Source organism: Aeromonas sp. 19NY04SH05-1 (assembly GCF_040581895.1).
Classification (GTDB): domain Bacteria; phylum Pseudomonadota; class Gammaproteobacteria; order Enterobacterales; family Aeromonadaceae; genus Aeromonas; species Aeromonas enteropelogenes.
On sequence record NZ_CP095328.1, the window covers coordinates 2,969,234 to 2,984,630 of the forward strand.

Genomic DNA, 15,397 nt, shown 5'->3' on the forward strand with positions numbered 1-15,397 from the left:
CATCCAATCGCTGCGGGCCAATTGCCTCTGCGGGCCCTTTGGTGGCACACTGCCCCCATCAGCCCGCAGCGCCTCGACCCTGACAGATGCAGACACCGGAAAAAGAGCCTGAAAAGAAAACCGCGCCCAAGCCCCAGCGCATTCTGATGGTCAACGAGCAACGCACATTCCAGGTGATGATGAAGGCGATGCTGATCAACATCGGCATCAGCGACATCACCTTCTGCAACAACGCCGAGGAGGCGCGCCGCCGCTGCCAGAAGGGCAGCTACGACATCTACCTCATCGATTACGATCTCGGGGTCGGCGAGAATGGCCGTCAGTTGCTCGAGAGCCTGCGGGATCAGAACCTGATCCCCCCTAAAAGCGTGGTGATCATGGTGAGCGGCGACAGCTCCCGCGCCATGGTGCTGAGCGCCCTCGAGGCCGAGCCCGACGAATACCTGATGAAGCCCTTTTCCCAGGAGCAATTCTCGTTTCGCCTAAAGCGCGCACTGGCCCGCCGTCAGGCCCTCTCCAGCATCTTCTCTGCCCTGGCCGACAACAATCTGCCCGCCCTGCTCATTGCCTGTGCCGAACGGGCCGAGGCCGTGCCCCGCTTTGCCAACTATTGCCGCTGCCTGCAGGCCGACACCCAGCTCAAGCTGGGCCAGGCCCAGGAGGCCCGAACCCTGATGCGCCAGCTGCTGGCCGGGCAGGACAACAGCTGGGCCCGGCTGACCCTGGGCAAGGCGTGCAATACCCTGGGGCTTCATGAAGAAGCGGTCAGCCACCTGCAGGCGACCCTCAAGAATACCCCCCTGATGGTGGAGGCCCATCGCTGGCTGGCGGAATCCCTGCTGGCGCTGGGCAAGGATGAACAGGCCCAGCAGGAGCTCAGGCGGGCAGTGGATATTTCCCCCCAGTCGGTGCCGCTCTCGCGCCGGCTCGCGGAGGTGTGCCTGCAGCGCCACGACTATGCCCAGGCCAAAGACGTGCTGCTCTCGCTCATCGATCTCTCGCGCAATTCGATTCACCGCACCCCCCACTACCTGGGGGCCTATATCCAGACCCTGACCCTCTACGCCCTCAACAGCAACGACAGCTACCACATCGCCAACCTGCAAAAACAGGTGAACAGCGCCCTGTCGCGCATTCGCGACTCCCTGATGATGTCGGAGTTCAACTACCCGGTATTCGAGCAGATCTGCCAGGCCAGGGTGCAGATCGCCCTGGGGGAGCTGCTCAAGGGCAAGAAGATGCTCTATCGCGCCAACCAGAACTGGCTCGACGAGCCGGCCACCATGCCGCCGGCCCTGCTCGGGGAGACCATCCTCGCCCTCTACCAGCTTGGCGAGTTCGAATATGCCGAGAGCCTGCAGAGCCTGCTGGCGGAAGATGGCGATCGGCTGCTCACCACCTGTATCCAGGCCACCCGGGATGACAAGACGGTGCTGGAGCGCCGCCAGCGCTACCAGCAGCTCAACGAGCTCGGCATCAAGGCCTATCAGTCCGGCGAGCTGGAGCAGGCGCTGGGCCATTTTCGCGAGGCCCTGCGCCGCGCCCCCGCCAATACCGGCGCCGCCCTCAACAAGATCCAGGTACTGCTGCAGTTGATGCAAAAAAATCGCAAGAGCCCGGAGTTTGGCGCCGAGTGCAAGGACACCCTGGATATCCTCGACGGCATCCCTCTCAACCCGGCCCAGCAGGATCGCTTTCGCAAGCTGCGCCAGGAGTACAACCAGTTCAGCTGACCCGTCTCGCCTATGCTGATATTGACTCGGCAAGGGGAGGAAACCGGCGATGGCCATGTGTCGATATCTGGTGGCGGATGGCCGCCACTGCAGTGAAGAAGCGGGAGAGCATGATCTGTGCCGCTGGCACGATCCCCATGGTCACCATCAGGATCCCCACACCGCTCGCGAACTGGAGCACTACATCCACCAGGGCGGACTGTGCCACGGCCTGCAACTGGCCCGCGCCAACCTGGCCGGCCTCAATCTGGTGAAGAAGGGCTCGCCGGAGGGCTTTTTGCTGGAGCAGTGCAACCTCTATCGGGCCAACCTGCAGGGCGCCCATCTCTACGGTATTCGCATCAAGGGTGGCAGTCTGATGAAGGCCGATCTCAGCGATGCCAACCTGCACTGCGCCTCCCTCGACGACGTCAATCTGCTCGGCATTCGCTGGCACAACACCCGCCTCGACAACCTGGATACCGGCAAATGCCTGATGCAGGAGCGGCGCGGGCGCAAGGAGCGGGATCCGGTGCAGGCCCGGATCTGGCTCAAAGAGGCTGAAGAGACCTACCGGGATCTGCGCAAGGCCTCGGAGGCCCAGGGCATCTTCACCATGTCCGGCCGCTACATCCAGCAGGAGCTCACCATGCGCCGGCTGCAGCTGCCGTTCTGGTCGAGCCACCGCTTCACCTCCTGGGTGGTCGATCTCTTCTGCGGTTACGGCGAGGCCCCGATGCGAGTGGTGCTCTTCTCCCTGTTGCTGATTTTCATCTGCAGCATCTTCTACTTCTTCTTTGGCCTGAGCTTCAACGGCAACCCCCTCATCTACCGCCCCGACGCCCCCCTGGAGCAAAATGCCATCTTCCTGCTGGAGTGCCTTTACTACAGCGTGGTGACCTTCACCACCCTGGGCTACGGCGACTTTACTCCCATCGGCTTCTCCCGGATCTGCGCCGCCTTCGAGGCCTTCACCGGCAGCTTCACGCTGGCGCTGTTTGTGGTGGTATTTGTCAAAAAGATGACCCGTTGAGCCTCCCGGGCGAGTGGGCCCGCCCTGATGGCGGGCCGGCACCTTCACTTGCATCCACCGCCGATTCCTAGTCCAATAGCCACTTATAAAAATGACATGAGCATCCCGGACATGAAGATCATCTCTTTCAATATCAACGGCCTGCGCGCCCGTCTGCATCAGTTGCAAGCCATCATCGACAAGCACCAGCCCGATGTGATCGGCCTGCAGGAGATCAAGGTTCACGACGAGGCCTTCCCCCTCGCCGACGTGGAAGCCATGGGCTATCACGTCGAGTTCCACGGCCAGAAGGCCCACTACGGGGTGGCCATCATGAGCAAGCAGAAGCCGGTCAAGGTGGAAAAGGGTTTCCCCACCGACGATGAAGAGGCCCAGCGCCGGATGATCATGGCCACCTTCGAGCGGGAAGATGGCTCCCTTATCAAGGTGATGAACGGCTACTTCCCGCAGGGGGAGAATCAGGATCACGAGACCAAGTTCCCGGCCAAGCAGAAGTTCTATGAAGATTTGCAGCACTACCTCGAGACCAATCACACCCCGAGCGATAAGCTTGTGCTGATCGGGGATATGAACATCTCCCCCACCGATCTCGACATCGGCATCGGCGAGGCGAACCGCAAGCGCTGGCTGCGAGATGGCAAGTGCTCCTTCCTGCCCATCGAGCGCGAATGGATGGCCCGTCTGGAAGGATTCGGCCTGACCGACACCTTCCGTGCCGCCAACCCCACCGAGTGCGAGCGCTTCTCCTGGTTTGACTACCGCTCCAAGGGGTTTGACGAGAACCGCGGCCTGCGCATCGATCTCATCATGGCCTCCGATGCCCTCAAGGACAAGGTGACCGAAACCGGCATCGACTACGAACTGCGCGGCATCGAGAAGCCCTCCGACCACGCCCCCATCTGGGCCTGCTTCGCCTGAACAAACGTCAAATGTTAATAAAAAAGCCAGTGTAGAGGCCCCTCTTCACTGGCTTTTTACATTGGCCATCGACAACGTCAGCGGCCCGCCAACATTTTCATTCAAATCCCAAAAAGGGCTTGAGCCGGGCGGATGGCCCTTGCCACAATTCGTTGCCCATCAAAAAGGTGAAAACTTTCACTTTGAGAAGGTTAGGTTCAAGATAGTGATCCTATTATCCCGATTTCCGATTTTCCGTTTGTAATGACGTTAATCATGACTTGTGCACAGAGTGCGGATCGCCACGACGGCGATCCATCCAACAGGAGTGTAAAGATGAAGGTGCCGACTAGCCCAATAGCGAGATTCAAACAGAGCGTGTTGACGCTGGCACTGATCGGCGGACTGACGGCCTGTGGTGGTGAAACCGACCCGGCAGCCAACGCCATGCCTGCCGTCCCTGTGGTGGTTAACGAGGTCACCCCGGTCGATGTGCCGCTCACCACCGAGATGGTGGGTGAAACCGCCGGTTTTCGCGAGATTGAAGTACGCTCCCGGGTGAGCGGCATCCTGCTCAAACGCACCTATGTGGAAGGCCAGCCGGTCACCGCAGGCCAGGAGCTGTTTCTGGTCGATCCGGCCCCCTACAAGGTGGCGCTGGAGCAGGCCAAGGGCACCCTGGCTCAGGAGCAGGCCCGCCTCAACAAGGCCCGCGCCGACAAGGATCGCATCATCCCGCTGTTCAAGCGCCAGGTGGTGAGCCGCAAAGACTACGATGACACCATCGCCAACTACGAGGCGGCCGTGGCCAGCCTGCAGGCGGCCCAGGCCAAGGTGAAAGAGGCTGATCTCAACCTCAGCTACACCCAGGTCACCGCCCCCATCAGCGGCATGGCGAGCAAGAGCTCCCAGTCCGAGGGTAGCCTCATCTCCACCAGCGGTGACAGCAGCCTGCTGACCACCATCACCCAGTTCGATCCCCTCTATGTGAATTTCTCCTACTCGGAGCAGGACCGTCTCAACTTCGAGAAGTCGGTCAAGAAGGGGCTTATCGAGGCCAAGAGTGCCACCGACTGGCGTACCCATATCCAGCTGGCCGACGGCAGCACCTATCCTGAACCCGGTCGTCTGAACTTCTCCGACACCCGTGTCGATCCCCAGACCGGCACCATCCGTGCCCGTGCCATCTTCGACAACAAGGACGGCGCCCTGCTGCCCGGCCAGTTCGTGCGCCTGACCATCGATCTGGGTACCCGCAAGAACGCCATCGTGGTGCCGCCGCGCGCCATCGTCCAATCCCAGGCTGACCGCCTGGTGATGGTGGTGGATGCCGACAACAAGGTGAGTCCGCGTCCGGTCAAGCTGGGCCCGACCGTCAGTAGCGGCATCATCATCGACAGCGGCCTGCAGGCCGGCGATCGCTACATCGTCGAAGGGTTGATGAAGGCGCGTCCGGGTGCCGTGGTCAAACCGGTTTCCGCCGAGGAGATGAAGGCGATCAACGCCAAGATCACCCAGGGTGCCGCTGGCAAATAAGGAGCCCCCATGTTTTCCAAGTTCTTTATCGAACGCCCCATCTTCGCCAGCGTGATTTCGATCATTATCGTGCTGGGCGGGTTGGCGGCGATGCGCGCGCTCCCGGTGGAGCAGTATCCCCAGATCACCCCCGCCGTGGTCTCGGTGACCGCCTTCTACCCGGGTGCTACCCCTGAGGTGATCTCCCAGACCGTGGCTGCCCCCATTGAACAGCAGGTCAACGGGGTCGAGAACATGATCTACATGCAGTCTGGCTCCGCCTCCAACGGCCAGATGAACCTCAACGTCTACTTCGACATCGGGGTCGACCCCGATCAGGCGACCATCGACGTCAACAACCGGGTCTCGGCCGCCATGGCCCAGCTGCCGGAAGAGGTGAAAAAGCAGGGTGTGACGGTGCGCAAGAAGTCCACCTCCATCCTGCAGGTGATCACCCTGCAGTCGCCGAACGGTTCTTTTGATACCACCTATCTGTCGAACTACGCCCTGCTCAACATCATCGACGAGCTCAAGCGTATTCCCGGCGTGGGTGATACCTCCCTGTTTGGGGGCACCGACTATGCCATGCGGATCTGGCTGCGCCCGGACCGGCTAGCCCAGCTGCAACTCACCCCGAGCGACGTGATCGGCGCCATCCGCGAGCAGAATACCCAGTTCGCGGCAGGCAAGATCGGCTCCCAGCCCACCAGTACCCCCACCGACTTCACCTACACGGTGCAGACCAAGGGACGACTGGATGACGTGAAGGAGTTCGAGAACATCATCATCCGCGCCATGCCGGATGGCTCCAAGATCCGCGTTCGTGACGTGGCCCGGGTCGAGCTCGGTGGCAAGGACTACGACGTACTGGCCCGTGCCAACGGCAAGCCAGCCATCGGTATCGCCACCTACCTGCAACCGGGTGCCAACGCGGTCGCCGTGGCCGATCAGGTGCGCGCCACCATGGAGCGCCTGCAGGGTCGTTTCCCCCAAGACGTGGAATACCAGATCCCCTACGACACCACAGAGTTCGTGAAGATCTCCATCGAGGAGGTGGTTCACACCCTGCTCGAGGCGATCGTGCTGGTATTCGTGGTGGTCTACCTGTTCCTGCAGAACTTCCGCGCCACCCTGATCCCCTGTATCGCGGTGCCAGTGTCCTTGATCGGTACCTTCGCCGGTATGCTGATGCTGGGCTTCTCCATCAACCTGCTGACTCTGTTCGGCATGGTGCTCGCCATCGGTATCGTGGTGGATGACGCCATCGTGGTGCTGGAGAACGTCGAGCGGATCATGAGCGAGAAGAAGTGCTCCGCCAAAGAGGCCGCCATCCTCGCCATGCAGGAAGTGTCTGGCCCCGTGGTCGCCATCGTGCTGGTGCTCTCCGCCGTGTTCCTGCCGGTTGCCTTCATGGGCGGCATGACGGGGGTGATGTACAAGCAGTTCGCCATCACTATCGCCGTGTCGGTGGCCATCTCCGGCCTGGTGGCACTCACCCTGTCGCCGGCCCTGTGCGCCATCTTGCTCAAAGAAGGTCACCACAAACCGGCCCGCTTCTTCGTCTGGTTCAACAACGCGTTTGATCAGCTGACCCGCCGCTATGTGCGCGGGGTAGCCTTCCTCAACCGCCGCGTCGGCGTGGCCTTTGGCATCATCGCCATCATCCTGAGCTGCAGCTATGTGCTGTTTCACAAGGTGCCGGGCGCCCTGGTGCCTGACGAAGACCAGGGCTACCTCATCGGCTCCGTGATGCTGCCCGATGCCGCCGCCCTGACCCGTACCCAGGCGGTCGCGAGCGACTTCGACAAGATCGCCATGGCCAACCCCAATGTGAAGGACGTGGTCACCTTCTCGGGTTTTGACATCCTGTCCGGCTCCATCATCAGCAACCGCGGTCTCACCTTCGTTACCCTCAAAGACTGGAAAGAGCGTCAAGGAGAAGGGCAAGACTCCTTCTCCCTGGCCAAGACCTTCCAGGGGCTGAGCCTGATGGGGCTGGCCGATGGCTTCACCGCCACCTTCAACCCGCCTCCCATCACCGGCATGTCCACCACCGGGGGCCTCGAAGGCTACCTGCAGAACCGGGGTACCGGCGACGTGCACGCCTTCGCGGGCGAGGTACAGCGCCTGCTCGACGCGGCCAAGGAGCGTCCTGAGTTTGCCAGCGTGACCACCACCTTCCGCGCCAACGTGCCCCAGGTCTTCCTGGATCTCGACCGCGAGAAGGCCAAGGCGCTGGGGCTGCCCATCAACGCCGTGTTTGACACCATGCAGGCCACCTTCGGCCAGGTCTATGTCAACGATTTCAACCAGTTCGGTCGTACCTACCGGGTGCAGTTGCAGTCCGAGGCGGACTACCGTGCCAAGAAGGATGACATTCGCAACGTCTATGTCCGCTCCAATACCGGCGAGATGATCCCCCTCACCAGTCTGGTGACGGTGCGCGATGCTACCGGCCCCGAGCTGGTCGAGCGTTTCAACATCTTCCCGGCCGCCAAGATCATGGCTCAGCCAGCGCCGGGCGTGAGCTCGGGCCAGGCGATCAAGGCCCTGGAAGAGGTCGCCGCCCAGACCCTCGGCAACGACGCCAAGCTGGAGTGGACCGGTGCCGCCTACCAGGAAAAAGCGGCAGCCGGCAGCGCCGCCATGGCGTTTGGCTTCGGTATCGTGATGATCTTCCTCATCCTAGCCGCCCAGTATGAACGCTGGAGCCTGCCGTTTGCGGTGATCACCGCCGTGCCGTTCGCCCTGTTCGGCGCCCTGCTCGCCACCTGGGCCGTGGGACTCACCAACAACGTCTACTTCCAGATAGGCCTGGTGACCCTGGTGGGGCTGGCGGCGAAGAACGCCATCCTGATCGTGGAGTTCGCGGTCATGAAGCATGAAGAAGGGATGACCCTCATCGAGTCGGCCCTGGAGGCGGCGCGTTTGCGTTTCCGTCCCATCGTCATGACCTCGCTCGCCTTCATCCTGGGTTGTGTGCCCCTGGTCACCTCCAGCGGCGCCGGTGCGGCGAGCCGCCACGCCCTCGGCTGGCCGGTGATCGGCGGCATGTTGGCGGCGACCTTCATCGCCATCTTCTTCATCCCGCTCTTCTTCCGCCTCATCATGAAGAGCTCGGAGAAACGGGCCAAGCAGTAATCCAGTCACCGACTGGCAGTCCAACACCCCCGCCCCTGCGGGGGTGTTTTTTTATCCTCACCGGCCATGCCAGGCGCCATGCCTTGACCTTCTCCTCAAGGTAAGGTTTACAGTCCAACCATCTGATCTCGAAGGATATCCGGATTGTCACTCACCCAGCTTGCTGCAAGATTGCCCTCTGTTGCCTTGGCCCGGCTGTTGCTGGCGCTGATGCTCATCTGCAATCTGACCCTCTGCATCAGCTGGCACGGCGCCTCTCTGGCCACCACGAGTGCCTCTCTCTCCCTCTTCACGCCGCAAACACTGCCTGACGCCATGATCCCGTCCCATGGGGATGACGCGGGCCCACGCACCATGGCGCTGGATCAGGAGAACGCTTCCGTGACCCTCTCCTGCCACGCCAGTGCCGGGAGTGAATCGACCGTGACGGGGGATGAGTGCCAGATGCAGACCGGGCTGTCTGGCGCCGCCAATGCCCTGCCCCTGCTCGGCATGCTGCTCTCGGCTCTACTGCTCCCCCTGTTGCTGCTGCCGCTGGGGACCCTGCCCCGCTTGCTGGATCTCTGGCTGCGTGACCCCTTCCTTAGAACCCGCGGTACTCACCCGCCCTCCTGGCCCCGCCGGCATCTGATGCTGTCGGTGCTGCGCCACTAGAAAGATCATCTCTTGCGTGCCTGATCAGGGGTCACCCTGTCCTGGCTGCGCTCCTTGCCTGAGCCTGCGCCACCCGCGCAGGAGAACGGGCGTCCCTGACGCCCCGTTGGCCGGGCAAACCGTGTGACTCTTATCCCTTATTCGTCACCGGCCCGGCGATCCGACAGAAGAGAAGATGGTCCATGTCATCAGTCCGATTTAGCGAATACGCAGCCACGCATCCGTGCGCCCTTGCCCCCCTTTCCCTGCGCCTGGGAGGTTTCCTATGAGCCAGAAATTGCTCGTCTCCGCCCTGCTGCTCGCCCTCGGGGCCGGCGGCGGTTACTGGGCGGCCAAACAGACAGTCACCGCGGTTGCCAAGGAGAAGACACCGCTCTACTGGGTCAACCCCATGGATCCCCGCGACAAGCGCGATGCCCCCGCCAAGGACAACATGGGGATGGACTTTATCCCCGTCTATGAAGAGAAGCAGGGTGGCTCCCCCGGCACCGTCACCATCAGCCCCGAGATCCAGCAGAATCTGGGGGTACGGCTGGCCAAGGTGGAGAAACTCCCCATCCACCAGCAGATCGAGACGGTCGGCTACGTGGGTTATGACGAGGAGCGGCTGGAAGCCATCAACTCCCGGATGGCGGGCTGGATCCGCAACCTCGCCATCAAGAACGAGGGGCAGCAGGTGGCCAAGGGCAGCTTTATCTACGATCTCTACGCCCCGGATCTGGTGAACGCCCAGCACGAATACCTGCTGGCGCTCAACACTACCAATCCCCTGCTGCTGCGCGCCGCCGAGGGCAAGCTCAAGTCGCTGCAGGTACCGGCGGATCAGATAGCGGCCCTCAAGCGCACTCGCAAGGTGCAGGAGACGGTGCGCATCTACGCCCCGAGCAGCGGCTATGTCTCCGAGCTCAAGGTACGTGAAGGCCAGTATGTGGAACCCGCCGCGCCCCTGTTCAACATCAGCACTCTCAAGCAGGTGTGGGTGAGCGCCGAGGTGTTCGAGCGCCAGGCCGCCCAGATCAAGGTCGGCGATCCGGTCACCATGACCCTGGACTATGCCCCGGGCCGCAGCTGGCAGGGACGGGTGGACTACCTCTACCCCACCCTGGATGCCAGTACCCGCACCCTGCGGGTACGCCTGCGCTTTGACAACCCGGACGAGTTTTTGAAACCCAACATGTTCGCCAAGGTGAGCATCAGCACCGGCAAGGGGGAACCCCGCCTGGTGGTGCCGAGCGAAGCGGTGATCCGCACCGGCAACCAGGATCGCCTGGTGTTGGCGCTGGGGGATGGCAACTTCAAATCGGTGGCCGTCACCCTGGGCCCCCAGTTTGGTGACAAGGTCGCCATCGATGAGGGGGTCGAAGCCGGTGACAGCATCGTCAGCTCGGCCCAGTTCCTGCTCGACTCCGAATCTGCCATCGATTCGGACTTCCAGCGCATGACGGCGGTGCGTCCCATGCAGGTCTGGACCCAGGGCCAGGTGCAGAACATCGATCTCGCCGGGCGTACCCTCGGCATCTCTCATCAACCCATCCCCGAGTGGCAGTGGCCCGCGATGGAGATGGACTTTACCGTGGCCGACGGTGTAGACATCAGCCAGCTGAAACCGAACCAGACCCTGCATCTGCAGGTAGAGCAGGAGGGGGACGAGTACCGCATCATCCAGATCCATGTGGAAGATAAACCGGCCGCGGGCGACGCAATGAAAGAGGCCAAGGGCGAGATGACAAGCATGGAGGGTATGGATCACAGCCAGCACCAGATGGGGGATAAATCATGATCCCCGCCATCATTCGCTTTGGCAGTCACCACACCCAGCGGCCGATCCCGCACCAAGAGGGAGGAGTCAAACTATGATCCCGGCCATTATTCGCTGGTCCGTCGGCAACCGCTTTTTGGTGTTGCTGCTGACTGTCATGCTCACCGCCTGGGGCCTCTGGTCGGTCAAGCAGACCCCGGTGGACGCCCTGCCGGATCTCTCCGACGTCCAGGTGATCATCAAGACCTCCTACCCGGGCCAAGCGCCCCAAGTGGTGGAAGATCAGGTCACCTACCCGCTCACCACCGCCATGCTGGCGGTGCCGGGCGCCACCACGGTGCGCGGCTACTCCTTCTTCGGCGACTCCTTCGTCTATGTGTTGTTTGACGACAGCACAGACCTCTACTGGGCGCGCGCCCGGGTGCTGGAGTACCTGAGTCAGGTTGCCCCCAACCTGCCTGCCGGTGCCCAGCCCCAGCTCGGGCCGGACGCCACCGGGGTGGGCTGGGTCTACCAGTACGCCCTGGTGGACAAAACCGGCAAGCACGACTTGAGCGAGCTCACGTCACTGCAGAACTGGTTCCTCAAATACGAGCTGCAGACGGTGAACGGCGTCTCCGAAGTCGCCACTGTGGGCGGCATGGTGCGCCAGTACCAGGTGCGGGTCGACCCGGACAAACTGCGTGCCTACGGCATCCCGCTGTCGCTCATCCAGACCGCCATCGAACAGGGCAACCAGGAGACCGGCGCCTCCGTCATCGAGATGGCGGAAGCGGAGTACATGGTTCGTTCGAATGGCTATTTGAAGAGCGTCGAGGACTTAAAACAGATTCCCCTCGGCACCAATGTACGGGGCGCTCCCCTGCTGCTGGGTGACGTGGCGGACGTAGTCACCGGCCCCCAGATGCGGCGCGGCATCGCCGAGCTCAACGGCGAAGGAGAAGTAGTGGGCGGCATCATCGTCATGCGCTATGGCGAGAATGCCCAGCACACCATAGACGGGGTCAAGGCACGGCTGGCCGAGCTGAAATCCAGCCTGCCGGAAGGGGTGGAGATCGTCACCGTCTACGATCGCTCCGACCTTATCCAGCGCGCCATCGACAACCTCTCCGGCAAGCTGGTGGAAGAATTCGCCGTGGTGGTGCTGGTCTGTCTCGCCTTCCTGTTCCACCTGCGCTCGTCGCTGGTGGTGGTCATCACCCTCCCTATCGCGATTTTGACCGCCTTTATCGTGATGCATCTGCAGGGGATCAACGCCAACATCATGTCGCTGGGGGGCATCGCCATCGCCATCGGCGCCATGGTGGACGGCGCCATCGTGATGATAGAGAACGTCCACAAACACATGGAGCGGGAGGAGCTTACCGACAAGAACCGCTGGCGCATCATCACCGAGGCGAGCATCGAGGTGGGCCCGGCGATTTTCTTCTCCCTGCTAATCATCACCATGAGCTTCTTGCCAGTGTTTGCCCTGGAGGCGCAAGAGGGGCGCATGTTCCACCCGCTGGCCTTCACCAAGACCTACGCCATGGCCGCCGCCGCCGCGCTCGCCATCACGCTGGTGCCGGTGATCATGGGCTATTTCATCCGCGGCAAGGTGCTGCCCGAGCAAGCCAACCCCCTCAACCGCTGGCTGAGTCAGGGTTATATCCCGCTGCTCAACGCCGTGCTGGCTCGCCCCAAGACCACCCTGGCGGTGGCGCTGGCGGTCACCGTGATCGGCTTCTGGCCGCTCAAGTATCTGGGCTCCGAGTTCATACCGCCGCTGGATGAGGGGGACATCATGTACATGCCCACCACCGCGGCCAACATCTCGGTGGGCAAGGCGCGAGAGATCCTGCAGCAGACCGACAAGCTCATCCGCACCGTGCCCGAGGTACAGAATGTGTTCGGCAAGGCGGGGCGCGCCGAGAGCGCCACCGACCCCGCCGATCTGGTGATGATGGAGACCAGCATCCAGCTCAAGCCCCGGGATCAGTGGCGCCCCGGCATGACCCCGGAGAAGCTGAAAGAAGAGTTGGATTCCCTTATCCGCTTCCCCGGTCTCACCAACGCCTGGGTACCCCCCATCAAGACCCGCATTGACATGCTGGCCACCGGCATCAAGACCCCGGTGGGGATCAAGATTGCCGGCCCCGACCTCAAGGTGGTCCAGCAGATAGGCCAAGAGCTTGAGCAGATCATCGGCAAGGTGGAGGGGGCCTCTTCCGTCTACGCCGAGCGGGTGGCGGGCGGACGCTATGTGAAGGTGGATATCGATCGGCTCAAGGCGGCCCGCTACGGCCTCAACATCGCCGACGTGCAGGCGGTACTCGCCACTGCGGTGGGCGGCATGGACGTGGGCCAGACCATAGAGGGGCGCGAACGTTACCCCATCAACCTGCGCTACCCCCAGAGCTATCGCGATTCGGTGGCGAGCATGGAGCTGCTGCCCCTGGTCACCCCCAAGGGTGAGCGGATCGCCCTGGCGGACGTGGCCCGGGTCTACATCAGTGACGAGGCGCCCATGCTGCGCAGTGAAAACGCGCGCCTGAACGGTTGGGTCTATGTGGATATCCGTGGCCGCGACATCGGCTCCTTTGTCGACGAGGCCAAGGCCGAGGTGGACAAGCAGCTGGTGTTGCCGGCCGGCTACGCCCTCAGCTGGTCCGGTCAATACGAATACATGGAGCGGGCCAAGGCACGCCTCGCCTACGTGGTGCCGCTCACCGTCGCCATTATCGTACTGCTGCTCTACTTGGCATTTCGCCGCTTCCAGGAGGTGCTGCTCATCCTCACTACCCTGCCACTGGCGGTGGTCGGGGGGATCTGGACCGTCTGGCTGCTCGACTTCAATCTCTCGGTGGCGGTGGGGGTTGGCTTTATCGCCCTCGCCGGGGTAGCCGTGGAGACCGGCGTGCTGATGCTGGTCTACCTCAACCACGCCTGGGACGATCTGGTGGCCAGTGGCAAACCGGACAAGGCCGGCCTGCACCAGGCGGTCATTCACGGCGCCGCCCTGCGTCTGCGTCCCAAGATGATGACGGTGGTCACCATCATCGCCGGCCTTCTGCCCATCATGTGGAGCCAGGGTACCGGCTCCGAGGTGATGCAACGCATCGCCGCCCCCATGGTTGGCGGCATGGTGACGGCGCTGGTACTGACCCTGCTGGTACTGCCGGCGGCCTACTACCTGTGGCGCGTCCGCACCCTGAAACGACTGGAACACGCTCCTGCACAGACAGATACTCAGGCTGCGCCCTGATCAATCAGACAACACTGACAAACAAGGAAACATCATGAACTACAAGACATTGACACTGACCCTGCTGCTTGGCCTTGCCACCCACACCGGCGCACAAGCCGAAGAGATGATGAACCACGAAGGGCACGACATGAGCCAGATGGGTGACATGCAGCAGATGGAGGGCATGAAGGAGATGGTGATGACCAAGGGGGTCATCACCCGCATCGACGAGACAAATGGCAAGGTGGGGATCAAGCACGAGGATATCGAGAACCTCAAGATGCCCGCCATGACCATGGTGTTCACCCTGGTCGAGCCGACCCAGCTCAAGGGGATGAAGGTGGGTGACGCTGTCAGCTTCCATGCCGAGATGCGCGATGGCAAGCTGCTGCTGACCAAGATCCAGCCGCAATAAACCGTCAACAACGATCATAAACAGAGGGAGGCGCAAGCCTCCCTCTTTCGTTTCATCGGGTCGGGATGGATTCGTCAGCCACGCTTTTGCAGCAGGGTCTCCACGTCCGTGATCACCTTGAGCGCCGCCTGGGGGCCGCCGGACGAGGTCCAGAGTGAGCCATCCACGGCGCCAAAACGCTTCTCCCTGATCACCGGCAACTGCTGGTAGGCCGGGGTCTGCTCGGCCTGGCGCATCGCTTCCACCGCATCGCCGCTGGCACTCAGGGTGCCGATCACCAGCCAGTCTGCATCCAGCAGATTGAGGGACTCCAGACTCAGGGCCGGGGAGTGGGGTGCCCCCTTGCCCTGCTGCTGGGCCGGGCGCACCAGCCCCATCGACTCCACCACGCTGCTGGCGAAGGTGCCCGGATACATGAAGCTCGGCCCCTTGGGATTCCAGCGCACTATGCTGATGCTCTCCCCCTGATGCCCGGCCAGGGTGGTGCGCGCCTGCTGCAGGCGCGCCTCGTATTGTTGCAAGAATGCCTCCCCCTCCTGTTCACGGTTGAGGGCGCTGGCGACACGGCGCAGCAACGGCTGCCAACCGTCGGTCCACTGGCCGGTCACCACGGTCGGGGCAATCTCCCGCAGCAGCGCCAGCTGCTCCGGGGTGGTGGGGCCGGTCAGGATCAGATCCGGCTCCAGGGTGATCAGGGTCTCCAGGTTGGGGCTGCCAAGATCCCCGACCACGGGGATCCCCTCTCCCACCTTGTCCAGCAGATAGCGCGGCAGGGTCGGCTGACCGCGACCATTGACGGCGCCAACCGGCTTAACCCCCAGAGTGAGGGCGCTGTCGAGATCGATCTCGCTCAAGGTCACCACCCGCTGGGGATTGGCCGGTACCTGGACGCTCTGGCCAAACGCATCGGTCACCTGACGCATCTCCTGCGCCTGAACCAAGGGCGCGGCCAGCATCAGGATAGTGGCGGCCAGGGAGGCAAAACGCTTCATTATCTCACTCCTTCTCTTGAGGTACTGCGTTGGTATAAACGGTATTCAGGGTC

The 15,397-nt window shown here is 62.4% G+C and carries 10 protein-coding genes; 9 read left to right on the forward strand and 1 reads right to left on the reverse strand.

Translation table 11 applies throughout. The features are described from left to right. Positions 1-86 precede the first annotated feature (86 nt). The 9 genes from MRK42_RS13570 (at position 87) to MRK42_RS13610 (ending at position 14,352) form a co-directional block, all read left to right on the forward strand. Positions 87-1,733 (forward strand): tetratricopeptide repeat protein, encoded by a 1,647-nt coding sequence (locus MRK42_RS13570; protein ID WP_342010773.1) that lies wholly within the window; start codon positions 87-89, stop codon positions 1,731-1,733. A 49-nt stretch (positions 1,734-1,782) separates the two neighbouring features. After that, positions 1,783-2,745, forward strand: a complete 963-nt coding sequence (locus MRK42_RS13575; protein ID WP_061475751.1) for an ion channel — start codon at positions 1,783-1,785, stop codon at positions 2,743-2,745. A 111-nt stretch (positions 2,746-2,856) separates the two neighbouring features. Next, positions 2,857-3,663 (forward strand): exodeoxyribonuclease III, encoded by an 807-nt coding sequence (gene xthA / locus MRK42_RS13580; protein ID WP_342010772.1) that lies wholly within the window; start codon positions 2,857-2,859, stop codon positions 3,661-3,663. Positions 3,664-3,978: 315 nt separating this feature from the next. After that, entirely contained in the window at positions 3,979-5,178 is a 1,200-nt protein-coding gene (locus MRK42_RS13585; RefSeq protein ID WP_042028515.1) for an efflux RND transporter periplasmic adaptor subunit, read from the forward strand. A gap of 9 nt (positions 5,179-5,187) precedes the next feature. Further along, positions 5,188-8,298: a multidrug efflux RND transporter permease subunit gene (locus MRK42_RS13590; protein ID WP_354688309.1), complete on the forward strand. Its 3,111-nt coding sequence runs from the start codon at positions 5,188-5,190 to the stop codon at positions 8,296-8,298. A gap of 144 nt (positions 8,299-8,442) precedes the next feature. Beyond that, complete coding sequence (locus MRK42_RS13595) at positions 8,443-8,952, forward strand: hypothetical protein (RefSeq protein ID WP_354688310.1); 510 nt, start codon at positions 8,443-8,445, stop codon at positions 8,950-8,952. 265 nt (positions 8,953-9,217) lie between these two features. After that, complete coding sequence (locus tag MRK42_RS13600; protein ID WP_354688311.1) at positions 9,218-10,732, forward strand: efflux RND transporter periplasmic adaptor subunit; 1,515 nt, start codon at positions 9,218-9,220, stop codon at positions 10,730-10,732. 73 nt (positions 10,733-10,805) lie between these two features. Next, positions 10,806-13,955: an efflux RND transporter permease subunit gene (locus tag MRK42_RS13605; protein WP_354688312.1), complete on the forward strand. Its 3,150-nt coding sequence runs from the start codon at positions 10,806-10,808 to the stop codon at positions 13,953-13,955. Between the two features lie 34 nt (positions 13,956-13,989). Next, the gene (locus MRK42_RS13610; RefSeq protein ID WP_354688313.1) at positions 13,990-14,352 is read left to right on the forward strand and encodes a copper-binding protein; all 363 of its coding nucleotides are present in this window, start codon (positions 13,990-13,992) and stop codon (positions 14,350-14,352) included. A gap of 74 nt (positions 14,353-14,426) precedes the next feature. Here MRK42_RS13610 and MRK42_RS13615 read toward each other — a convergent pair whose 3' ends face one another. After that, complete coding sequence (locus MRK42_RS13615; protein WP_124240803.1) at positions 14,427-15,344, reverse strand: iron-siderophore ABC transporter substrate-binding protein; 918 nt, start codon at positions 15,342-15,344, stop codon at positions 14,427-14,429. Between the last annotated feature and the right edge of the window lie 53 nt (positions 15,345-15,397).

What these genes read in the sequence shown, in the direction of transcription:
- MRK42_RS13615 (WP_124240803.1), bottom strand. Translation starts at nt 15,344, where the DNA reads ATGAAGCGTTTTGCCTCCCTGGCCGCCACTATCCTGATGCTGGCCGCG.
- MRK42_RS13600 (WP_354688311.1), top strand. Translation starts at nt 9,218, where the DNA reads ATGAGCCAGAAATTGCTCGTCTCCGCCCTGCTGCTCGCCCTCGGGGCC.
- MRK42_RS13590 (WP_354688309.1), top strand. Translation starts at nt 5,188, where the DNA reads ATGTTTTCCAAGTTCTTTATCGAACGCCCCATCTTCGCCAGCGTGATT.
- MRK42_RS13575 (WP_061475751.1), top strand. Translation starts at nt 1,783, where the DNA reads ATGGCCATGTGTCGATATCTGGTGGCGGATGGCCGCCACTGCAGTGAA.
- MRK42_RS13605 (WP_354688312.1), top strand. Translation starts at nt 10,806, where the DNA reads ATGATCCCGGCCATTATTCGCTGGTCCGTCGGCAACCGCTTTTTGGTG.
- xthA (WP_342010772.1), top strand. Translation starts at nt 2,857, where the DNA reads ATGAAGATCATCTCTTTCAATATCAACGGCCTGCGCGCCCGTCTGCAT.
- MRK42_RS13570 (WP_342010773.1), top strand. Translation starts at nt 87, where the DNA reads ATGCAGACACCGGAAAAAGAGCCTGAAAAGAAAACCGCGCCCAAGCCC.
- MRK42_RS13610 (WP_354688313.1), top strand. Translation starts at nt 13,990, where the DNA reads ATGAACTACAAGACATTGACACTGACCCTGCTGCTTGGCCTTGCCACC.
- MRK42_RS13585 (WP_042028515.1), top strand. Translation starts at nt 3,979, where the DNA reads ATGAAGGTGCCGACTAGCCCAATAGCGAGATTCAAACAGAGCGTGTTG.